Source organism: Seonamhaeicola sp. NFXS20 (assembly GCF_049132085.1).
Lineage (GTDB): Bacteria > Bacteroidota > Bacteroidia > Flavobacteriales > Flavobacteriaceae > Seonamhaeicola.
The window spans coordinates 143,947-167,903 of record NZ_JAFMPU010000007.1 but is presented as its reverse complement, the minus strand read 5'-3'; the positions used below and the strand labels follow the sequence as shown (position 1 = coordinate 167,903).

Sequence of the window (23,957 nt, the reverse complement as noted above, 5' to 3'; positions counted from 1 at the left end):
TTAGAGGTCTTTAGTAAGTTTTTTAACTATTTTATTTTCAGAAAGAAACTCTTTTAATACAACTTTAATAGCGGTATAAGCAGGTATGGCAATAATAAGGCCTAAAACTCCAAATAAAATACCAGCAATAAGAATTACTAAAAAGATTTCTAAAGGATGTGATTTTACACTTTTTGAAAAAATGATGGGTTGACTCCCAAAATTATCAACTAATTGTCCAGTAGCAATAACAAGTAACACCCAAAGCGTTTTAGGTAAAATAACATCGCTAAAACTTTGCCCCAGTGTGCTGGTCATTGTTAGTGTAATCATTAAAGCACCCCCAATTAACGGACCAACGTAGGGAATAAGGTTTAAAAGTGCACATAAAAAAGCAATAACTACGGCATTTTCTACACCAATAATTAATAGCCCAATCATGTAAATAATGAATAGAATGAGTATTTGAAAAATTAACCCCACAAAGTAGCGCGATAGTAAATCTTTAATTTTTTCTGATGAGGTTTTCCATCGTGTCTCTTTATTGTCTGGAATTAAAGTAAGAATACTATTTTCAAATAATTTACTGTCTTTTAAAAAGAAAAATGAAATAAATAATACCGAAAACAGACCAATGCTAAAACTACCTAACCCACTAATAACAGTGTTAAGGAAGTCTGGTATTACCGAAAAATCTAATTTAGAAAACAAGTTAGAATCTTTTAATGATTGTTCTACATCAATTTGGTGTAAATCAAAATAAGTAACAATTTCAATATAAAGATTTTCAATATTTACTTGTAATTCATCAATATTTAATAGTGATAAATTTTGACCCTGTTTAATAATTAAAGGAATAAATAAACTAACTAAACCACCAAAAATGGCAAGTAGTAAAGCCATGGTTGTAACAACCGCAAGGGTATTTTTAAATTTAAGTTTTTCTCTTAAAAAAAGCACAACAGGTCTTCCTATTAACGAAATAACAGCAGCTATAGCAATATAACCAATTACCGATTGAATTTTATATAGTAGGTAAAGCACTAAAACAACGCCACAAATTATGGCAATAGCTCTTAAAATACCATTTGAAATTATTTTAGAATTCATTTAGTAAATATAATAACTATTTGTTAGTACATGTTTTGAAATGTTACAACATTTGTTTAGTTATTTCATACAGTGCAATATTAGTGGCTTGTACCACATTCATACTACTATTTTTTCCGTACATATTAATATGAATAATAGTGTTAGAAAGCTTTAAAATAGCTTCTGAAACTCCAAAATTTTCATCACCAACCACAATAGCTATGGGGTTTTCTTTTGAAAATTTAAAGGTATGGATGGGAGTGCTTGATTCTGTAATTTCTAAAGCAATAATTTGATAATTTTTAGATTTTAAATTTTGAATAACTTTTAAAGCAGATTCATATTTTTCAAAATTTACTGATTTTTCTGTAGCTCTTGACGTTTTAGTCATTTTTCTGCCCATTGGGATATGGCTGCCACAAAGTATTAGTTTATCAACTCCAAAGGCATCACAAACTCTAAAAAGGCTTCCAATATTAGGCGCATTGGTAACATTATCGCTTACTACAATAATAGGAAACTTGTGTTTGGTAAAGTTGGTATTATAATGAGTTAGTTGCAATTTTTGATATTGATTTGTTTGTTTATAATTTGATTTACAGTAAATTAAGTATTACTTTCTTAAAGAAACCATAGAATGATTGTTAATATAATTAGGAAAATTAATACTTTCAAACATAAGATTAGAAGCCCTTTGAATGAGTATATATCTTTTTGGTTTTCAAAATACCATTCCGTGAGCATTACTAAAAATGCTTTCATAATTTATTTTTGTATTGGTACAGATTTAATTTTCAAAAGCATATTTAACAATATTAGCGCCCATTTTAAGAGCTTTCTCGCGTACTTCGGGTGGGTCGTTATGAACCGATTCATCCTCCCAACCATCACCTAAATCACTTTCATAAGTAAATAAAAGTACTAACCTGTCTTCATAAAAAATACCAAAAGCTTGTGGGCGTTTACCGTCATGTTCATGTATTTTTGGTAGTCCGTTAGGAAAACTAAAAGCGGTGTTAAAAATTTGGTGATTAGCAGGAAGTTCTACTAATTCTTTCTCTGGAAATACTTTTTTTAATTGTTCTGTAATATAAGGTTGCATACCGTAATTGTCGTCAATATGTAAAAAGCCTCCAGAAATTAGGTAGTTGCGTAAGTTTTCGGCATCATCGTCACTAAAAAATACATTGCCATGTCCTGTCATGTGTATCAATGGATATTGAAAAATATCTGGACTTCCAACTTCCACAGTTTGAGGTTTCGCTTCTATTTTTGTGTTAATGTTCTTGTTGCAAAACGTTATTAGATTGGGTATAGAGGTAGGGTTGCTATACCAATCGCCACCACCTTTGTATTTTAATACTGCTAATTCTTGCGAATTGATAGTGAGTAGTGAAATGTGAAAAATTAAAAGTATAATTACTTTTTGCATATTACTGGTTTATAAAAGCTACAGAATGACACGCTACTATAGCTGCGGTTTCTGTTCTTAATCTGGTATCTCCCAAAGTTACAGGAATATATTTATTAGCCAATGCCATTTGAATTTCTTTAGTACTAAAATCGCCTTCTGGACCAATTAAAATGGTGATGTCTGTTTTTGGTTTTAATTGGCTTTTAAAAGATTTTTTATTAGTCTCTTCGCAATGAGCAATAAATAAATTACCACTAAAGTTTTGTTTTATAAAATCTTTAAATAAAATAGCATCATTAAGTTTAGGTAAATAACAATTTAAAGATTGTTTCATAGCCGATTGTAAAATGCGCTCAAACCGTGCAGGTTTAATAACCTTACGTTCGCTATGGTCACAAATAATTGGTGTAATGGTATCAATACCAATTTCTGTTGCTTTTTCTAAAAACCATTCATACCTATCGTTCATTTTTGTTGGTGCCACCACCAAATGTAAATTGTAATCACGGGTTGGTTGTTTTGTTTTTGATGTGATAGTAACCAAACATTTGTTAATGTTGGGTATTGTTAATTCTGCTTTAAACAACCAACCGTTACCATTTGTAATATGTAATGTGTCTCCTGTGTTTTTACGTAAAACTTTTACAATATGTTTGCTTTCATCTTTAGGAAAAGTGAATTGTTTGGTGTTTTCTGTGATATTTGGATTGTAAAAGAGTTGCATTAGTTTTTAGGTTCAACAATTTTAAGGACTTCAATTTCTGTTATATCTTTAGGTTTATAGGTTTGAAGCACAACATAATACCAGTTTTTTGAAGGAATATTAATAGTGTAAATATCATTTAAAGCATGCTCATTATTAATTAAAGCGCTCTCAAAATCTGGATGCATATCTCCTGCTGTAAACCATCCGGTGTCACCACCTTTTTGAGCATTACTATCCATAGAATATTGATTAGCTAACTGATAAAAAGGTGTACCATTGTTGTATTTTTTAATTAAGGTTTTTCTAAGTTCTTCAATACTTTCTAATGAATATTTGTTTCCATCTAAGAAAATATAAGATACTCGGTAATATGATTTGGTATTTCTATTTAATATTTTATATAGTATTTTTTCAAATTCTTTTTCTTCTTGTTTTACCTGGCCTTTGTCTAATTTAAATAAAGATTTTGCTAGTAATGTTTTGTGTTTTTCTTCATTAAAGACAATTATTTTACTATTAAAATTATATTTATCCTTAATAAATTTCTCAGCTTGTTTGTGGGTTTCTATATTAGCTAATTCTTGTTCTGTATTAGTTTGGGCAGTTAAAATAGATGATAAAAAAGTAAAACTGTAAATAAGTAGGTGTTTTTTCATAGTATATAAATTAATTGAAATTTTTTCAAAATTAAATTTAAAACCATACGGTTATTTTAAAACTTAGATAAGTTTTTAAGAACAGGTTGTTTACAACTTATTTAAATTTTTAACCTAGCCGAAGCCATTATATCTTGTTTGGTAAAATTGCCTTCTAAATATTTTAAGTAGCCAACAATGGCAATCATAGCAGCATTATCAGTGGTATATTCAAATTTAGGCACATAGGTTGTCCACTCAAATTTTTGTTCGCCATCTTTTAAAGCTTGTCTAATTCCGGAGTTAGCAGATACCCCGCCACCAATAGCAATGTGTTTAATACCAGTTTCTTTTGAAGCTTTTTTTAGTTTATCAACCAAAATATCAATAATTGTATATTGAATAGAAGCACAAATATCATTTAAGTTTTCTTTAATAAAATTGGGATTTACTTTTGTTTCGCGTTGTACAAAATAAAGAATACCAGTTTTTAATCCAGAGAAACTAAAATTCAATCCATCTACTTTTGGTTTTGTGAATTTAAAGGCTTTCGGGTTTCCTAATTTAGCGCGTTTATCAATTTCTGGTCCAGCAGGATAACCAAGTCCCAGTATTTTTCCACTTTTATCAAAGGCTTCACCAACGGCATCATCAATAGTTTCGCCAATAACTTCCATATCAAAATAATGGTTCACTTTAACAATTTGGGTGTGCCCACCAGAAATAGTCATAGCTAAAAACGGAAAGGGTGGTTTTTTAAAACCTTCCTCATCAATGTAATGGGCTAAAATATGGGCTTGCATATGGTTAACATCTATTAATGGTATGTTTAAACCATAAGCCAAAGATTTAGCAAAAGAGGTACCAACAAGCAAACTCCCCATAAGTCCTGGACCACGAGTAAAGGCAACAGCACTTAATTCTTCTTTGGTAACACCTGCTTTTTTTAGAGCTTGGTGTACAACAGGTACTATATTTTGTTGGTGTGCTCTAGAGGCTAATTCTGGCACAACACCACCGTATTCTTCATGAATTTTTTGACTAGCAATTACATTACTTAAAATTTTTCCGTTATATATTACAGAAGCTGCTGTATCATCGCAAGATGACTCAATTCCTAGAATGAAAATATTTTGTGAATCCATTAATAAATTTTAGGCACAATAATTGTTAATTTTGGCAACGAATAGACATCTAAGGGTACTTTAACATTCGTAAGTACAAATGTAGTTTATTCTTAATAATATCATAACTTTAGCAGGTATCAAAAAAGTATTAAAAATAGCATCTAAAATAGCGGGTATTTTCCTGCTTATCTTCATCATTTTGGTGTTAGTGCTTTCTATTCCAGCAGTACAAACAAGTTTAGGTAATTATGCTACAAAAAGGCTTAATGAAGAGTTTGGTACTAATATTAGTATTAAAAGAGTAGGGCTACAACTAAACGGAGACGTAGAGTTTAAAAATATTTTTATTGAAGATTATAAAAAAGACACACTAATAAATATTGCAGAATTAAATACTTCTATTTTAAGTTTTCATAATCTGTATAATAACAAGATGACCTTTGGTGATGTTGATATTATTGATTTGTATTTAAACATTAAAACATATAAAGACACAACCGATACTAATCTTGATATTTTTGTTAAAAAAATTGAAGGAGATAACCCCAAAAAAGGAGATGGTACCTTTTTGTTATCGTCTAGTGATGTGTCAATTTACAACGGTGTTTTTAAGTTAACAGATGAAAATAGAGAGGTGGCTAAACGTTTAGACTTTAAAGACTTAAATGTTAATGCTACCAATTTTTTAATTAAAGGAAGTGATGTAAGTACCAGAATTAATAAGCTGTCATTTATAGATAGCAGAGGTTTGAGTATTAAAAATATGATGACCAATTTTAAGTACACACTCACCGGAATGACCTTTGATAATTTAAACATTAAAACACCACAATCTACACTAAAAGGAGACCTTAAATTTTTATATAAGAGAGAAGATTTACAGTATTTTACCGATAAGGTTTTAGTTGAAGCTAACTTTAAAGAATCTGATATCTTGTTAGATGAACTTAATTTAATTTATGATGAGTTTGGATACAATCAAAGAGCTATTTTTGATGTTAATTTAACCGGCACTTTAAACAATTTAAGGGCAACAAACTTAAACCTTAAAACTAATAGAAATACTAAAGTACTTGGTGATATAGACTTTAAAAATCTGTTTAGCAAAGAAGAAAATAATTTCTTTATGGATGGCAGATTTTCTAATTTAACATCAACTTATACAGACTTAAAAGCTCTTTTGCCCAATGTTATAGGAGAAGCTATACCTTCTACTTTTGAAAGATTAGGTAGGTTTACAATTACCGGAAACACACAAATAACATCTACAACTGTAAATGCAGATATTGAGATTGATACAGAGATAGGTGTTGTTTATAATGATTTAAAAATGACCAAAGTAAATGACATTGATAATGCCGTTTATCATGGTAAAGTTGAATTTAAGGAGTTTGATTTTGGTGTTTTTCTAGATGACCCCAAAATAGGAATAGGATCTTTAGATTTTGATGTTGAAGGTAACGGCTTTATTACAGAAACTATTGATACTAAAGTAAAAGGAGATATTTACAATATAGTTTATAACAATTACAATTATAGCCGTATAAAAGTTGCGGGTAATGTTAGAAACAAAATTTTTGATGGGAACTTAATTGTAAACGATAAAAATCTTCAAATGCAATTTAGCGGATTAGTAGATTTTTCTGAAGAAATAAAAAAATACGATTTTGAAGCCGATGTAGATTATGCCAACCTAAACACCCTTAACTTTATAAAAAAAGATAGTATTTCTATTTTTAAAAGTAGGCTTAATATGAACATGAATGCTAGCAATCTAGATGATGCCTACGGAAGAATTTCATTTAGCAATACTACCTATACTAATGAGCATGATACCTATTATTTTAAAACATTCAATATATCTTCAAGATTTGATAACAGCATTAGGTATATAGAATTTAAATCGCCAGATATTATTGAAGGCGATTTAAAAGGACGCTTTGTTTTCAACGATTTAAAAAAACTTTTTGAAAATTCTTTAGGGCACATATATACCAATTACATTCCACATAAAGTAAAAACTAATCAGAGTATAGATTTCAATTTTAAAATATACAATAAAATAGCAGAGGTTATTTTTCCCGAAATTGAATTAGGTAAAAACACCTTTATTCGTGGTAGAGTAGAAAGCGATGAAACCAATTTTAAACTCACATTTAAATCGCCACAAATAAAGGTTTATGATTACTTTGCAAATAATATAGAACTACAGGTAGATAATAGTAATCCGCTTTTTAATACTTATGTAGAAGTAGATAGTTTAAACACCAAATTTTACAACGTTTCTAAATTCAATTTAATTAACGTTACGGTAAATGATACCTTGTTTATGCGTTCAGAGTTTAAAGGCGGTAAACAAAATAAAGATACTTATAATCTAAGTTTTTATCATACTATTAATGAAGAATTAGAATCTGTTATAGGCTTTAAAAAATCAGATTTCACCATAAAAGACAGGAAATGGTATATTAATGAAAAATCAGATACTTTAAATAAATTGTCTTTTAATAAGGCTTTAACTAAGTTTAACTTCAATAACTTAAAAATAAACCATAAAGATGAAGAAATAAAACTATCTGGCTTTTTAAAAGATTCTACACAAAAAGATATTAAGCTAAATTTTAAAAATGTAAATCTTGCAAAAATAACCCCAGATATTGATAGCTTGTCGCTTGCAGGAAAAGTAAATGGTAAGCTAGATATACTGCAACAAAATGGTAGTTATTTACCAAACTCAACCATTGTTATAAATGATTTTAAAATCAATAATTTCCCGTTGGGAGATTTTGATGCAGAAATTAAAGGTAATGAAGACCTAACAAACTATGTGGTAAATGCCAATATTAAAAATGACATCTCTAAATCGTTAATAGCTCAAGGAAATATTAATGTAGTAGGAAAACAATCTACAATAGATGTAGGTGTTAATTTTGATCATTTCGTCCTATCACCACTCAATCCGTTGTTAGATGGAGTACTGTCTAATATTAGAGGCTTTATAACTGGAGAGGTAAATATAGTTGGAGACCTTAAAAAACCAAATATAGAGGGCAACCTTAAATTAGAAGATGCTGGTTTAGGCATACCCTATTTAAATGTAGATTATGCTTTTAATAATAATGCTTCGGTAACTTTAAAAGATCAAAGTTTTATTTTTAATAATATTCAGCTAACAGATACAAAATTTAACTCAAGAGGAATTTTAGATGGGTCACTAAGTCACGTAAACCTATCTAAATGGAGTTTAGATTTAAACATAAAAACGAAACGATTATTAGTTTTAGACACAGAAGAAACTGAAGAATCTTTGTATTATGGGCGTGGTTTTATGGGAGGTGTTGCACAAATAAAAGGGCCTACAGAACAATTAAATATTAATGTAATTGCCGAAACCAAAGCAGGTACAGTCTTTAAAATTCCTTTAAATGATACAGAATCTTTTGGAGATAATTCTTTCATTCATTTTGTTACCAAAAAGGAAAAAGAAGCAAAAAATAAAGGCGAAGAAGTAACCTTTGAAGAAATTCAAGGTTTAGAATTAGATTTTGATGTAGATGTAACTGAAGATGCCGATTTAGAAATAATTATAGATAAAGATACGGGCCATTCACTAAAAGGAAAAGGTAGAGGCGGTATTTTAGTAGAAATTAATACCAACGGAAAATTTAATATGTGGGGAGATTTTGCGGTATTTGAAGGGATTTACAATTTTGCTTACGGTGGTTTAGTGCAAAAACAATTTATAGTGCAACCTGGTGGAACAATAGCGTGGAATGGAGACCCTTTAAGAAATACTACTATAGATATGTTGGCCATTTATAAAACACAAGCAAACCCATCGCCATTGCTAGATAATCCTATAAATAGAAGTATTCCAGTTGAATTAAACATTGCTTTAACAGGCGATTTAGAACAGCCCACACCAGAGTTTAGTTTTGAGTTTCCTAATGTGAATTCATCTGTAAAATCAGAGTTGCAGTACCGTTTAGAAGCCCCAGATGATAAACAAAACCAAGCATTATATTTAATATCAACAGGGTCTTTTTCTCGTGGTCTAAATGAACTTAATTTCTCAGGAACCATAGCAGAAAGGCTCAATGGTATAATTAATGGTATTTTTTCTAACGGAAACGGTAAGTTTAATTTAGGAGTTAATTATGAAGCAGGACAAAACAGTCCAGATTACCAAACCGATGATAGAGTTGGGGTTACATTACAAACTCAAATTAGCGACAGAGTACTTATAAACGGTAAAGTAGGAGTGCCCATTGGAGGAGCAGATGCCACAAACACAGTTGTAGCAGGCGATGTTCAAATAGATTTTCTGTTAAACGATGAAGGAACTTTAGTAGCTAAAGTTTTTAATAGAGAAAATAGTATTCAAAATTTTGGTGAAGATATTGGCTATACGCAAGGGGTTGGACTTTCATATAATGTAGATTTTGATACCTTTAAAGAACTCATTCAAAATCTATTTAAAAAGAAGCAAACAGAAGAAGCTCGAGAAAAAGAAGTATTAGAAGAAAATAACAACAATTCTTTACCAGATTTTATAACTCACAAAACAACTTCAAAAAAGTAAAATTACCACTTTTTATACTTATTTTGCACATCATTTTCTCGCCTGTTATAAAATGTTATTTACTAAAACGTTATAGTGTTAAGTAAGCATTAAAATAGGGTAAATACTATGATTATATAGTTTTTGTTTAGTAATTTTACAAGCAAATTAAAGATATGCCAAATAGAATTAAAAAAATAGGAGTTTTAACATCTGGAGGTGATGCCCCAGGAATGAATGCTGCTGTTCGTTCTGTAGTAAGAACCTGTGCGTATCATGGTGTAGAATGTGTAGGAGTGTACCGTGGTTACCAAGGTATGATTGAGGGCGATTTTAAACCTATGGATGCACGTAGTGTAAGAGGTATTATTAACAAGGGTGGTACCATTTTAAAATCTGCTCGTTCAAAAGAATTTAGAACCAAAGAAGGACGCGAAAAAGCGTTTAAAAATATTGTAAAAGAAGGTATTGAAGGACTAGTAGTTATAGGTGGTGATGGGTCATTTACCGGAGCGTTAGTTTTCAATCAAGAATATGATTTCCCAGTAATGGGAATTCCTGGTACTATTGATAATGATATCTTTGGAACTACACATACCTTAGGATTTGATACAGCACTTAACACTGTGGTAGATGCTATTGATAAAATTAGAGATACAGCAAGCTCACATAACAGATTATTCTTTATAGAAGTTATGGGGAGAGATGTAGGTCATATAGCACTAAACACAGGAATTGCAGGTGGAGCAGAAGAAATTTTAATACCAGAAGAAGATTTAGGTTTAGAAAGATTAAAAGAGTCTCTAAACAAAAGTAGAACATCTGGTAAAACCTCAAGTATTGTAGTGGTTGCCGAAGGTGATAAAATAGGAAAAAACATTTTCGAATTAAAAGAATATGTAGATGAAAACATGGAAGGTTATGACGTGCGTGTATCTGTATTAGGGCATATGCAACGTGGTGGAGCTCCTTCGTGTTTTGATAGGGTTTTAGCTAGTAGAATGGGAGTTAAAGCCGTAGAATCATTGTTAAACGGAGAAACTAATTATATGGTTGGTTTACTAGACAATAAAATGGAATTAACACCTTTAGAGAATGCTATTAAAGGTAAAACAAAAATAAATTTAGAATTATTACGTGTCTCAGATATAATGAGCACATAACACACTAATTAACTTAGATATGTCAAAATTAAAAATTGGAATTAACGGTTTCGGTAGAATAGGTAGAATTGCATTTAGAGTTGCAGCTTCTAGACCTAATGATATTGAAGTAGTAGGAATTAATGACTTGTTAGATGTTGAACATTTAGCATACTTATTAAAATATGATTCTGTTCACGGCAGATTTGACGGGACAGTAGATATTAAAGACGGAAACTTAGTAGTAAACGGTAACGAAATAAGAATTACTGCAGAACGTAACCCAGAAGATTTAAAATGGGATGCTGTTGGAGCAGAAGTTGTATTAGATTGTACAGGTATCTTTACTACATTAGAAGGGGCACAAAAACACATTACTGCAGGTGCTAAAAAAGTAGCTATTTCGGCGCCTTCAAAAGATGCACCAATGTTTGTAATGGGTGTTAACAATGATAAAATTACTGCAGAAGATACTATTGTATCAAACGCATCTTGTACAACAAACTGTTTAGCTCCTTTAGCTAAAGTAATTAATGACAATTTCGGAATTGTTGAAGGTTTAATGACAACAGTACACGCCACCACAGCAACACAAATGACTGTAGATGGTCCATCTAGAAAAGACTGGAGAGGTGGTAGAAGTGCTATTGCTAATATCATTCCTTCATCAACTGGTGCTGCTAAAGCAGTAGGTAAAGTAATTCCAGAATTAAACGGAAAACTTACAGGTATGGCATTTAGAGTTCCAACTCCAGATGTTTCTGTTGTAGATTTAACTGTTAGAACTGAAAAATCAGCTACTTGGGATGAAGTTAAAGCTGCTTTAAAAGCTGCTTCAGAAAGTGAATTAGCTGGTGTATTAGGTTACACAGAAGAAGCTGTTGTATCTCAAGACTTTGTTTCAGAATCATTAACTAGTGTTTTTGATGCAGGAGCAAGTATTGCTTTGAATGATAACTTCTTTAAGTTAGTATCATGGTATGACAATGAATTTGGTTACTCAACTAAATTAGTTGATTTAGCTCAATACATTGCATCGGTAAAATAATTTAGTTTGTAATTATATCACTCCACAGTGTATTAAGTGTTTTACATTTGATTACTGTGGAGTTTTTTTATTTTTGGTTTTATGATTTTAATTGTTGATAGTGGTTCTACCAAATCAGACTGGTTAGCGGTAGATAAAAACGGTAATAAGTTAATGGATAAAGTTAGGACTAAAGGTCTTAACCCAGCCATTTTAAGTGAAAAAAAATTATATAAAATCATAAAAAAAAGTGAAGCGCTTATAAATAATAGCGACAAAGTAACTCACGTATTTTTTTATGGGGCTGGTTGTGGAACAGAAAAACCTAGCGAAACACTTAAAAGCGTTTTAAAAGATATTTTTAAAAATGCACATGTTGAAGTAAATGAAGATACTTTGGCTGCAGTTTATTCAACTATTAATCATCCCAAAGAAGCAGCTATTGTTTGTATAATGGGTACAGGCTCTAATTGTAGTTATTTTGATGGCGAAAAAGTACACCAACGCGTTGTGTCTTTAGGATACACTCTTATGGATGATGCTTCTGGTAATTATTTCGGAAAGCAATTAATTAGAGATTATTATTTTAATCACATGCCCGAAAATGTAAGAGTAGCATTTGGATCTAAATTTAACATGGAGCCTGACTTTATTAAATATAATTTATACAAACAACCCAACCCTAATGCTTATTTAGCAAATTTTGCAGAGTTTATGTTTTTGCATAAAGATTCAGAATATACTATTAATCTAATTAAAGACGGGATACGTTTATTTGCTAAAAACATGATTATGCAATATAAAGAAGAGCTTAAAACTGTTCCAGTACATTTTGCAGGTTCTATTGCTTATTTTTCTCAAAATGAAATAAAAGAAGTAGCTGAAGAAATGGGCTTTAAAGTTGGTAATTTTGAGCGCAGACCTATAGATGGTTTAGTACCATTTCACACTAAAAACTTATAGTAAGAAGAATTAGATATTATTAAAAAGAGGGGTAATCCCTCTTTTTTGTTTTATATATTTTAAATAGTTTAGTGCTCTTTTAAAATTTAATTAAAGTTTTGAAGAAACATTTAGCCATATACATATCTAATAAAGACGATAAAAGAACGCTAATAAAAAATATTTTATCAGGTAGCATTATTAGCGAATTACAAAATTTAAAAGGAGCGTTGTTTTCTGAAATAACTATAAACAAATTTATTGAAGAAGAAAAACGTCACGGACATATAGGTGTTGCTACTACTAATAAAAACGGACTAACAAAATCATCTGAAGGAGAAAGAAAAAAAGCTTTAATAAACCATATTATTGCAAATAAACCAGAATATATTATAGCCGATAATGTATTTGGAAACCTAGATGTACAAGCCCAGAAAAATATTGCAGAAACTTTAGAAGATTTAAGTAAAAGCATCTGGATAGTTCAAATAGCAAACAGAAAAAGAGATATTCTTCCTTTTATTAATACTGTTTATAAGCCATCTGGTAAACGTTTAGAATTAATAAATGATATTAATTCAATAACCCCAAAAGTAACCAAACATTTTATTACTGATTTGCCACAACCCATTGAAAAGGTAACAGTAAAAAATAAATCATTAGTTAAGTTTAATAAAGTTACAGTTTCGTACTTAGATAAACCAATAATAAAAGATATTAGTTGGGAAATTAAACAAGGCGAATTTTGGCATTTAAAAGGACCAAACGGTTCTGGAAAAAGTACCATATTGTCACTTATTTCTGGTGATAATCCTAAGGCATTCAATCAAGATATTCATCTTTTTGGAGTAAAAAAGGGTAGTGGAGAAAGTGTTTGGGATATAAAAAAGAAAATTGGCTATTTTACATCAGAGATGCTTCAGGGGTTTAGGCGTTCTGATACTATTGAAAGAATGATTCTTTCAGGGTTTTATGACTCGGTTGGGTTATATAAATATCCTAATGAAAATCAAATATTAATAGCTCATCAATGGTTAAACTTATTGAATATGCTTGATGTTAAAGATAGAAATTTTCAAACCTTATCAAGTGGGCATAAGCGTTTGGTTTTAATTGCCAGAGCCATGGTAAAACATCCGCCATTACTTATTTTAGATGAACCTACAAACGGACTTGACGATAGTGATATTAACATTTTTACTGAGTTAATAAATAAAATTGCTAAAGAGAGTGAAACCGCAGTTTTATATGTATCACATAGTAAAGAAATAGGCTTAAAACCAGATTTTGTTTATGAGCTTATTCCAGATAAAAAAGGTTCTATTGGTAAAAAAATATAGCCTAAAATATGAAGCTGTTTATTCATCAGCGGGTCTTATGTCAACAGCTACTTTCATTTTGTTCATCCCAGTGCTATAAATAACACCTTTAAGTGGTGGAACATCATAGTAATCTCTTCCATAAGCAATAACAATATGCTGGTTTTTAGGAATTTGATTGTTTGTAGGGTCAAAATCTACCCAACCAAACTCAGGAATATACACCGAAAACCACGCATGCGAAGCATCTGTTCCTACTAATTTTTCTTTTCCAGGTGGAGGTAATGTTTCAATATACCCACTTACATATCTTGCGGGTAAGCCAACAGAACGTACACAGGCAATAGCTATTTGAGCAAAGTCTTGACAAACACCTTTTTTCTTTTCAAAAACCTCTTTAATAGGGGTGGCAACATTGGTTACTTTAGTGTTAAATTCAAAATCTGTATATATACGTTGCATTAATTCATGTGCAGATTCAAAAACAGATCGGTTTGGTTTAAAAGATACTTCGGCATACGCTTTAATTTCGGGTGTTATTCCTGCAACAAGTATAGATTCTAATATAAATTGGCGTATATCTAAAAGTTCAGAATTTATATTTTGTAATGCTAATAAAGACTCCTGTAAAGTAATGTTTTGCCCTCCAGGGGAATTATAAATATTAGGTTGTAAACTACTGTCTTTTTCAATAATACTATTAGCGGTTACTGTTAAAACAGAATGATGTTTTTGAATTGAAAACCTAGTTACAGTATTACCAAAAAAATCTAATCTTTCAGATATTTCAGTTGGGCTAGGAGTAACGTTTAAATTGTAACTCAATACGGTTTGCCCAAGCATATTCTTGGGTTTTATGGTTGCTATATTATGACAGAAAGTAACGCCTACTTCATACCTATAACTAGTGGTGTGTGATACTTTGTATTTCATTTATGAAAGCGGAAAATTTTGATTTAATAATTGCTTTTGTTGATAAGAATGGTTAAAATACATATCTGATAGTTCTATAGATGCCTCATGAAGTAAATTGCTTAAATCTCTTAAAACATGGTCTAAGTTTTGCCTTATTGCTTCATGTTCATCTAACTGTAAAAGCATATCTGAGTTTAAATTTTGAATTAATAAACTAGCTTCTGCAATTTTTTGTTGACATTTAGATACGCCCATAGTGTTTGTTGGTAATGGTAATCTATCAATATCTTTTTTAATACGATTAATTTGGTATGTTAAAGACTTAGCATATTCTTTATCTAGTATTAGTAAGTTTATTACATTTTCAATGCTTAAATGAGAACGATAGCTATATCTGTATATATTTAGACTTTCATTACTAAGCAGAAAAGATTCTAAAATTTCATATTGTTTAGCTTCATCAAAATTAAAAACAAGAAGCGACCTACTTTTGGCAATATTCATCATAGCTTGTTCTGCTTGTAAACCAATAAAGTATATAAGAAGTCCTTGGTTTACTAAAATGCTTTCTTCAATTAACCCCATAAAAGCTATTAAACGTGTAACAATTCGGTCTAAAAATTTAACCAATTCTGGAATTGAGTAATTGCTGTTTTCTTTAAACTTATTCCAAAGTTTTTTAATACTATCAAAAACACGCCACATGTCTCTAGACCATAAACTTCTTAAAGTGTAATAAGAATTATTGAAACTAAACATGGTTTGTGCAAAACTTCCTAAACGAGTTTCATCTGTTATTAATGAAATAATTTCCTTTAAGGGATTTTTTAAAACTTCTTCAGAACCTTTTCCAACAAAACCGGGAAAAGTAGAGGTAATAGTTGTAACAGATTTTAATAAAAACACCAAGTTCTCAGAATCGGTTTTTTTATTTTGAAATTGTTCACTATTCATTCTATTAAGTACCATACGTAAGTACCTAGCCGTATTTAAAGACCTACTTAAATATCTACCAGACCAATATAGGTTTTCTGCCATGTTGCTGGGTAAATCATTAATATGAGATATGGAAATTTTACACGTATTATCCCAAGAATATTTTTGAATATTAGGTTGAAACTCATCTGTAATAATCCAAAAATCTTTACTTACGCCACCTCTTTGGTTTGATACAAATAAATTTTCTCGTTCTGGAGCAACCCTTACCAAGCCACCAGGCATTGCAGTATAGGTGTCTTTAGTTGCTATAGAAAATGTTCTACAAACCACTTTTCTTGGTTCTAAATTACCATTTACAAAATCGGGTGCTGTAGAAAACGAAATTTTTTCTTGTGCCACAAATTGATATGGAGTTAATAGAATTTCATCTCTTAAAGCTTTTAACTCATTACTGTCTAAAAACTCACAGAAAAATATATTTTCTCGGTTAGATCTGTCAATACGTTTAACAACTAAATCTTTTAAATTATCTAGTACATATGTACATTCTTTTTCTTGACCACACCACCAAGAGGCAATTTGTGGTAAAATTAGATCTTCATTAAAAAAATATTGGCAAATGGCATTCATAAAAGGAATTAAACCAGAGTTTTCTAAAATACCACTTCCTATAGGGTTTATAATGGCAACACGCTGTTCTCTAATAACATCTAATAAGCCAGCTACTCCTAAGTAGGAATCTTCGCGTAGTTCAAGTGGATCCATAAACACGTCGTCTACACGTCTTAAAACCACATCAACTTGCTTAAGTTCTTTTAAGGTTTTCATCCAGAGTTTACCACTTCTAACAACTAAATCGTTACCAGTAACTAACGGATAGCCTAAAAAAGAAGCCATATAAGCGTGCTCAAAATAGGTTTCGTTAAGTGGTCCAGGTGTAAGTACAACAATGTTAGGGTTATCTTTATTTTGAGGAGCAGATTCAATGAGCATTTTATTAAAATGAAAGAAGAAGTTTGAAAGATCTTTCACATTAATACCTTGAAAAATATTAGGTATGGTTTTGCTTAAAGAAAACCTATTTTCTAAGGCGTAACCCATACCAGAAGGGGCTTGTGTTCGGTCATTTACCACCCACATACGTCCATCTGGACCTCTAGCCAAATCTGCCGAATGTATTAGTAAATTTTTAGCTGTTTTATACTGAATTTGATCACATTGTCTTAAAAAGCCACGATGTGCAAAAATAACTTCTTGTGGTACAATGCCATTTTTAATGAGCTCTCGCTTACCATAAATATCTTTTAAAACTAAGTTTAGTAATTCGGCTCTTTGAATAATACCTTTTTCAATGGCTTCCCACTCTTTTTGATGTATTAAAAACGGAACTATGTTTAAGTTCCATGAACGGTTCATGCCTTTGGGGTCATTATAAACGTTATAGGTAACACCATTTTCATCCATTAACCAATCAATTTCCTCTTGTTTAGCTATTAAATTTTTGTTGCTAAATTGAGTGAGATTATTGAGTAGTTTTTCCCAATTGGGATTTATGGTCATGTTAGATTTTAATACTTCATCATAATTCTTAAATTCAGAAAAATAATTTTGAAATAATGTATTAGAACTAAAGGGCATATAACGTTATTTTTTTCGCAAATCTAAGGTATTTGGAAAATCTATGTTAATAGGAAGTTCTTTATACTTAAATTTTTTCTGTTTTTGTTGTACTTCTACTTTTCTTGAAGAAGGTTCAAAACCTTGAGAAATGTTTTCTATATGGCCTTGTGAATGCCCAAATTCCCAAAAACGGTTAATTCTTCTAGATTCTGCCTCTAAACTGTTAATAGGTGCAGCTTCATATGAACGCCCTCCAATGTGTGAAACAAAATAAGTACAGCCACCAATAGAGCGTTTATTCCAAAGGTCTACTATATCAAAAACCAATGGAGTGTCAACACCAATGGTAGGATGTAAAGCAGAGAAAGGATTCCAAGCTTTGTACCTAATACCAGCAACATATTCTTCTTTTACTCCTGTATTTTTTAGGTCTACTCTTATGCCATTACAAGTAAGTACATACCTATCGTTGTTAAAATTAGAAACTTTTACCTGCATTCTCTCAACCGAAGAATCTACATATCTAGCAGTGCCGCTACCAGTTGCTTCTTCACCTAAAACATTCCAAGGTTCTATACCTGCTCGTAATTCTAAGTTAATATTGTTGATTTTCACCATGCCATGTAGTGGAAATCTAAACTCAAAAAATGGATTGAACCAATCTTCCTTAAAGTTATAACCAGCGGCATTTAATTGCTCTACAATGTCTTTAATATCTTCGCGTACAAAGTGTTCTATTAAAAATTTGTCATGCAACTCTGTTCCCCATCTAACTAGTTTGTGCTCGTAAGGTTTTTTCCAAAACCATGCTACTAGTGTTCTAACCAATAAGTTTTGCATTAAACTCATTTGTGCATGCGGTGGCATATCAAAAGCACGTAGCTCTAAAATACCAAGTCTTCCAGAAGAAGAATCGGGTGAATATAGTTTATCTATACAAAACTCAGCTCTATGGGTGTTTCCTGTTATATCAGTTAATAAATGACGAAATAATCTATCGGTAAGCCAAAAAGGAACATCTCCATTTTTTGGTATTTGTTCAAAAGCAATTTCTAACTCATATAGGTTATCCATTCTGGCTTCATCAACTCTAGGTGCTTGACTTGTAGCTCCAATAAAAGCACCAGAAAAGAGGTATGATAATCCGGGGTGATGTTGCCAAAAAGTTAGTAAGCTTCTTAATAAACTAGGTTTTCTTAATAACGGACTATCGGCAGGAGTTACACCTCCTAAGGTAACATGATTGCCTCCGCCAGTACCGGTATGTTTACCGTCTAGCATAAATTTTTCGGTGCCTAATCTTGCTTTTTTAGCTTGTTCGTAAAGTTTTAGAGTGTTGTTTGTTAGTTCCTCCCAGTTTTTAGCAGGATGAATGTTAACTTCAATAACGCCGGGGTCTGGAGTTATTTTCATAGACTCTAAACGGTTATCATGAGGCGGGTCATATCCCTCTAAAACAACAGGAATGTTTAGCTCTTGTGATGTTGTTTCAATGGCAGCAATTAAATCTAAATAGTATTCGGCAGCATCTAATGGTGGTAAAAATAAATGTAGTTTTTCATCTCTAATTTCGGCACATAATGCGGTGCGAACAAAGTAGTTAAATTTACTTGGTTTAAGCCTTTTGGTTTTAAAATCTCTTTTGCGCTTTGCAACTAACTCTGAATAATTTGGAAATTCTTTTTGTTCTGAAAATTGATTTGGCTCAAAACTAGGAAACTCACCTTGTTTTGGTTTTTTTATTAGAGATTCTAAAGGCAGTCTGAGGCCAACAGGAGAATTGCCTGGAATTAAAAAAAGGTGTTTTCTTCTAAATTCCCATGTACTTGTATACCAAGTGTTTTGCGAGTTGTTTAGAGGTAATACGTATCCCACAGGTTTTGTAGTTCCTTCTTTTAAAATTTCTTGTAATTTATTTTTTACTAATAAATTACCATCTTTTTTTGTAGGATCTATATCAAGAGGTATTTTGCCTTCTTCCCACAGAAAATAAAAACTATCTTCAAAGGTTGGCATAATTGTCCAATCAGTTACACCTAAATATTTAGTTAGTTTTTCAAGAAACTTTTTATCGGCATTTTTTGGTAGTTTTGGATTATCAGAAAATAACGATAGTAAGTTTTTGTTTTTCCAAATAGCTTTACCGTCTTTTCTCCAACATATTTCAATAGACCAACGCGGTAGGGGTTCTCCAGGATACCATTTACCTTGTGCTTGATGTAAAACGCCTCCTTTACCAAAGGTGTCATATAACCTTGTTGATAGATTTTTTGCTAGTTCTCTTTTATGTTCACCATCGGCAGCGGTATTCCATTCAGGAGATTCCATATCATCTATTGATACAAATGTAGGTTCGCCTCCCATGGTTAGCCTAACATCACCTTTTTCTAATTCTTCTTCAACTTTAAAACCTAAATTGTAAATGGCATTCCACTGTTCTTCAGTATAAGGTTTTGTAACCCTTGGTGATTCAAAAATTCGTGTTACAGAGTTTTCAAAAAAGAATTCGGTTTCACACACATCGGTAGCACCTGTTACAGGGGCAGCACTTTCAAATGAAGGTGTACAGGCTAAAGGAATATGCCCCTCTCCGGCTAAAAGACCAGAGGTGGCATCAAAACCAATCCAACCTGCTCCGGGTATATAAACTTCTGTCCAAGCATGTAAATCTGTAAAGTCTTCTTCGGGGCCAGAAGGTCCGTCTAACGATTTTTCATCAGATTTTAACTGAACAATATAGCCTGAAACAAACCGAGCACCAAACCCTAAATGGCGCATAGTTTGTACAAATAACCACGCATAATCTCTACAAGAGCCTTTTTTTAAAGATAGAGTTTCCTCGCAGGTTTGTACTCCAGGATCCATTCTAATATTGTATTTTAAATGCTCATATATTTTTTTATTAATATCGATTAAAAAATAGATGGTTTTTCTAGGAGTATAATCAATAGTTTTAAGAAACTCTTTGAGTAGCGGACCGTTATCTGTAATTTCTAAATAAGGTAAAAGTTCTTTTTTGGTAGTTTCTAAATATTTAAAAGGATATTCTTCAGCATATTTTTCAACAAAAAAATCGAATGGATTAATAGATTGTAAATCTGCTATAATTTCTACGTCAATAGAGAGTTCTTTTGTTTTTTCAGGAAACGTTAAACGCGCTAAGTAATTTCCAAAGGGGTCTTGTTGCCAATTTAAAAAATGTTTTTCTGGTTTTATTTTTAAAGAATACGCCTCAATTGGTGTTCTGCTATGTGGTGCAGGTCTTAACCTAAAAATATGAGGGGAAAGAGAAACTGAACGATCATATTTATAAACTGTTTTGTGTGAAATTACTACTTTTAACGCCATAGGTATACTAGGTTTTTTTTAAAATAAATTCAACTAAAAAAGCAATTGCAGTAACTGCTTTTTTAGGATTTTAATAACGATGTGTTTTAAATGTAATTAATATTTGTAAAATAATAAGTATTAAACATTTAAAATTACAAGATGCTGAAATTTATGTTTAATAATTTCACGTATTAACAAAAAAACACCTAAAAAATACTTAATGAGAAGTTTAATTTAAGAGTTGTATACTTGGTTTTCTTGTTCGGCAACTCTAATAAATGTAGTGCGTTTTGTAAGTTCTTTTAATCGTTTTGCGCCAACATAGGTACATGTACTTCTTAATCCGCCTAAAATATCTTGCAGAGTAGAATTTACTTCACCTCGGTACGGAACCTCTACTGTTTTGCCTTCGCTAGCTCTATATTCGGCAACACCGCCAACATGTTTTTCCATAGCAGTTGTAGAACTCATACCATAAAACTTTTTATAGGGTTTGCCGTTTTTTTCAATAGTTTCACCGCCACTTTCATCATGTCCTGCAAACATGCCACCTAGCATAACAAAATCTGCACCCGCACCAAAAGCTTTGGCTATATCACCAGGGATAGTACATCCGCCATCGCTTATAATTTGACCACCTAAGCCATGAGCAGCGTCGGCACATTCAATAATGGCAGAAAGTTGTGGATAGCCCACACCAGTTTTAACTCTAGTAGTACAAACAGAGCCGGGGCCAATACCTACTTTAACAATATCGGCTCCAGAAAGTAATAATTCTTCAACCATTTCTCCGGTAACAACATTACCTGCAATTATTACTTTATCTGGATATAATTCTCGGGTTTGTTTTACAAAATCTGCAAAATGTTCAGAGTAGCCGTTAGCTACATCTATGCATATAAACTTTATAAACGGGTTATGTTTTAAAATTTCTGCTAATTTTTCAGAATCCGCTTTACTAATACCAGTACTTACTGCAATATAATTTGAGAATTCATCAGGTAAGTTTGCTGAAAAAGTATTCCAATCGGCTATAGAATAATGTTTGTGAATTGCGGTAAATAGCTTGTGTTTAGATAGGGCTTTAGCCATTTCAAAAGTGCCAACTGTATCCATATTTGCTGCCATTATAGGGATTCCTGTCCATGTTAGCGGACTGTGCAAAAATTTAAAATCTCTTTCTAAGTTTACTTCGGCTCTACTTTTTAAGGTAGATCGCTTTGGACGAATCATTACATCTTTAAACCCCAATTTTATCTCGTATTCTATGCGCATTTATTTTCTAATTTTAATAAATTAAAAGTACAATTTTTTGAATAACTTTAAACATGTAATGAAAGATAAATATGTTTAGTTTGTTTTTATTATTAGTATATTTATAAATATGTTTATAGCCCACAATTTTTAAATGAATTTTCTATTAAAGTTTTTGAGAATCAACGTAAAAAGAATTCTTTCTTTTTTAATTTTTGCATCTATTGTTCTAATTCTTTTTTTAGGATACGCCTTTTTAGAGAATTTTTTTGATGTAAGAACCATAGTAGTTTCTTTATTTACCATAGCTATAGTACAAGTTTTTGTTTTGCAATATTTTTTTAAAAATCAATTAAAAAATGACATTACTAGAAACAATTTGGTAGAAAGAGTTAATGAATTAAAAAGTTCTCTTGATGAAACCGAACGATTGGCAGAACATAAATCAATTTATTTAGCAAACATGAGTTATGAAGTTAGAACACCTTTAAACACTGTTATGGGCATGCTAAATATGTTAGAACAATCTGAATTAAATAGTGATCAACAAGCACAGATTGAAATTGCTCAGTACTCATCAAAACACTTATTGCAATTAGTTAATATGGTAACTAGTAATGCAGAAGTAGATGCTGGAGATTTTAAATTAAATATGCTAACAATTGATTTAGAAACTGACCTAACAAAACTTTTTAAAGTTTTTGAGTATCAAGCTTGGGAAAAAGGTTTAGAGTTTGAGTATAAATTTCTTTCTGAAGAAAAAGATAAGTTTTTGGTTTTGGCAGATTCTGCCCGAATTCAACAAGTGCTAATAAACCTTATAAACAACGCTATTAAATTTACCAATTCTGGTAAGATTTCAATTATTATAGATCAAACAATTGGTATAGACAATGAGCAAATTATAACGTTTTATATAAAAGATACCGGAATAGGTATGAAACCCGAAGAGGTAAGACGCATTTTTGATAATTCTGAAGTAGCTTATGATGCTACTATGATGCGTGATTATAGAGGCGGTGGTATTGGGTTAAGTATTTCACACCAATTAGTAAAATTAATGGGAGGGGAGCTAAAGTTAGAAACAAAAGAAAATGAAGGTTCTACTTTTTACTTTAGTTTACAACTAAAAAAGACATTGAATATAAAGATTGAAGAAAAAGAATTTAAACCCATTTTAAAGGATAAATTTAATGTTTTAGTGGCAGAAGATAACAGAATGAACCAAAAGGTTATTAAATTTTTACTAGAGCGTCAAGGAGCCGATTGTACGTTTGTTAAAAACGGGTTAGAAGCCTTAGAACTTTATAAAATATTAGATTTTGATATGGTGTTTATGGATATTTATATGCCAGATATGGATGGGTATGAAGCTACAAAATCTATACAAAGAACCAGAAAATACTCAAAGGCTAAGACACCAATAATAGGGGTTTCTGCCAGTGCATTTAAAGATGATATAACCAATGCAAAATTAGCAGGAATAGATGATTTTTTATCTAAACCTATACAGGTTGAAAAGCTAAAACAGTTACTTATTAAATACTCTAAAAAAGAAACTTCTGCCTAATTTAATTTACGGCAATCATACTAATTTCAACATTTACATCTTTTGGTAATCTAGCTACTTGAACGGTTTCTCTTGCTGGTGCTGTAGCTTCATCAAAATAGCTTCCGTAAACTTGATTTATTAGACCAAAATCATCCATATTACTTATAAAAATAGAAGATTTAACAACGTTATTAAAAGTCATATTTGCAGCCTCTAAAACAGCTTGTAAATTTTTCATTACTTGGTGTGTTTCTGCTTCAATATCATCCAAAATAAGGTTCCCGGTTTCTACGTTTATAGCTATTTGACCAGATATATATAGTGTGTTATTACTAAGAATAGCTTGATTATAAGGTCCTAACGGTGCTGGGGCATTTGTGGTAGTTATTATCTTCTTCATTAA

17 protein-coding genes are annotated in these 23,957 nt (G+C 31.2%); 6 read left to right on the top strand and 11 right to left on the bottom strand.

Annotated elements, in window-relative coordinates:
* The 6 genes from J1D01_RS11650 to tsaD all read right to left on the bottom strand — a co-directional run bounded on the left by J1D01_RS11650 (position 1) and on the right by tsaD (position 4,971).
* Positions 1 to 1,089: an AI-2E family transporter gene (locus J1D01_RS11650; protein ID WP_421150932.1), complete on the bottom strand. Its 1,089-nt coding sequence runs from the start codon at positions 1,087 to 1,089 to the stop codon at positions 1 to 3.
* 43 nt (positions 1,090 to 1,132) lie between these two features.
* Positions 1,133 to 1,633 carry a TrmH family RNA methyltransferase gene (locus tag J1D01_RS11645; protein WP_421150931.1) on the bottom strand — a complete coding sequence of 167 codons (501 nt, stop codon included), beginning with the start codon at positions 1,631 to 1,633 and terminating at the stop codon, positions 1,133 to 1,135.
* Between the two features lie 225 nt (positions 1,634 to 1,858).
* Positions 1,859 to 2,503 (bottom strand): DUF4159 domain-containing protein, encoded by a 645-nt coding sequence (locus J1D01_RS11640; protein WP_421150930.1) that lies wholly within the window; start codon positions 2,501 to 2,503, stop codon positions 1,859 to 1,861.
* A gap of 1 nt (position 2,504) precedes the next feature.
* Complete coding sequence (locus J1D01_RS11635) at positions 2,505 to 3,209, bottom strand: 16S rRNA (uracil(1498)-N(3))-methyltransferase (RefSeq protein ID WP_372937588.1); 705 nt, start codon at positions 3,207 to 3,209, stop codon at positions 2,505 to 2,507.
* A complete protein-coding gene (locus tag J1D01_RS11630) occupies positions 3,209 to 3,847 on the bottom strand; it encodes a peptidylprolyl isomerase (protein ID WP_421150929.1) in 639 nt (212 codons plus the stop codon). Before J1D01_RS11630 ends, J1D01_RS11635 begins: the two co-directional genes overlap by 1 nt.
* Before the next feature lie 101 nt (positions 3,848 to 3,948).
* A complete protein-coding gene (gene tsaD / locus J1D01_RS11625; protein ID WP_421150928.1) occupies positions 3,949 to 4,971 on the bottom strand; it encodes a tRNA (adenosine(37)-N6)-threonylcarbamoyltransferase complex transferase subunit TsaD in 1,023 nt (340 codons plus the stop codon).
* 184 nt (positions 4,972 to 5,155) lie between these two features.
* Here tsaD and J1D01_RS11620 point away from each other — a divergent pair, with 184 nt between their 5' ends.
* The 5 genes from J1D01_RS11620 to J1D01_RS11600 all read left to right on the top strand — a co-directional run bounded on the left by J1D01_RS11620 (position 5,156) and on the right by J1D01_RS11600 (position 13,965).
* Complete coding sequence (locus tag J1D01_RS11620) at positions 5,156 to 9,535, top strand: translocation/assembly module TamB domain-containing protein (protein ID WP_421150946.1); 4,380 nt, start codon at positions 5,156 to 5,158, stop codon at positions 9,533 to 9,535.
* Between the two features lie 155 nt (positions 9,536 to 9,690).
* A complete protein-coding gene (pfkA, locus tag J1D01_RS11615) occupies positions 9,691 to 10,677 on the top strand; it encodes a 6-phosphofructokinase (protein WP_372937804.1) in 987 nt (328 codons plus the stop codon).
* A 19-nt stretch (positions 10,678 to 10,696) separates the two neighbouring features.
* A complete protein-coding gene (gap, locus tag J1D01_RS11610; RefSeq protein ID WP_421150927.1) occupies positions 10,697 to 11,704 on the top strand; it encodes a type I glyceraldehyde-3-phosphate dehydrogenase in 1,008 nt (335 codons plus the stop codon).
* 81 nt (positions 11,705 to 11,785) lie between these two features.
* Positions 11,786 to 12,646: an N-acetylglucosamine kinase gene (locus J1D01_RS11605; RefSeq protein WP_421150926.1), complete on the top strand. Its 861-nt coding sequence runs from the start codon at positions 11,786 to 11,788 to the stop codon at positions 12,644 to 12,646.
* 98 nt (positions 12,647 to 12,744) lie between these two features.
* Entirely contained in the window at positions 12,745 to 13,965 is a 1,221-nt protein-coding gene (locus J1D01_RS11600; RefSeq protein WP_421150925.1) for an ATP-binding cassette domain-containing protein, read from the top strand.
* 18 nt (positions 13,966 to 13,983) lie between these two features.
* Here J1D01_RS11600 and J1D01_RS11595 read toward each other — a convergent pair whose 3' ends face one another.
* The 4 genes from J1D01_RS11595 to J1D01_RS11580 all read right to left on the bottom strand — a co-directional run bounded on the left by J1D01_RS11595 (position 13,984) and on the right by J1D01_RS11580 (position 22,023).
* Positions 13,984 to 14,877, bottom strand: a complete 894-nt coding sequence (locus J1D01_RS11595) for a transglutaminase family protein (protein WP_421150924.1) — start codon at positions 14,875 to 14,877, stop codon at positions 13,984 to 13,986.
* Entirely contained in the window at positions 14,878 to 17,436 is a 2,559-nt protein-coding gene (locus J1D01_RS11590; protein ID WP_421150923.1) for a circularly permuted type 2 ATP-grasp protein, read from the bottom strand.
* Positions 17,437 to 17,442: 6 nt separating this feature from the next.
* Positions 17,443 to 20,766: a DUF2126 domain-containing protein gene (locus J1D01_RS11585; protein ID WP_421150922.1), complete on the bottom strand. Its 3,324-nt coding sequence runs from the start codon at positions 20,764 to 20,766 to the stop codon at positions 17,443 to 17,445.
* 216 nt (positions 20,767 to 20,982) lie between these two features.
* Entirely contained in the window at positions 20,983 to 22,023 is a 1,041-nt protein-coding gene (locus tag J1D01_RS11580) for a GMP reductase (protein ID WP_421150921.1), read from the bottom strand.
* A 133-nt stretch (positions 22,024 to 22,156) separates the two neighbouring features.
* Between J1D01_RS11580 and J1D01_RS11575 the strand changes: the two genes are divergently transcribed.
* Entirely contained in the window at positions 22,157 to 23,572 is a 1,416-nt protein-coding gene (locus J1D01_RS11575; protein ID WP_421150920.1) for a response regulator, read from the top strand.
* A 1-nt stretch (position 23,573) separates the two neighbouring features.
* Here the strand turns inward: J1D01_RS11575 and J1D01_RS11570 are convergent, their stop codons facing one another.
* Entirely contained in the window at positions 23,574 to 23,954 is a 381-nt protein-coding gene (locus J1D01_RS11570; RefSeq protein ID WP_372936642.1) for a RidA family protein, read from the bottom strand.
* Between the last annotated feature and the right edge of the window lie 3 nt (positions 23,955 to 23,957).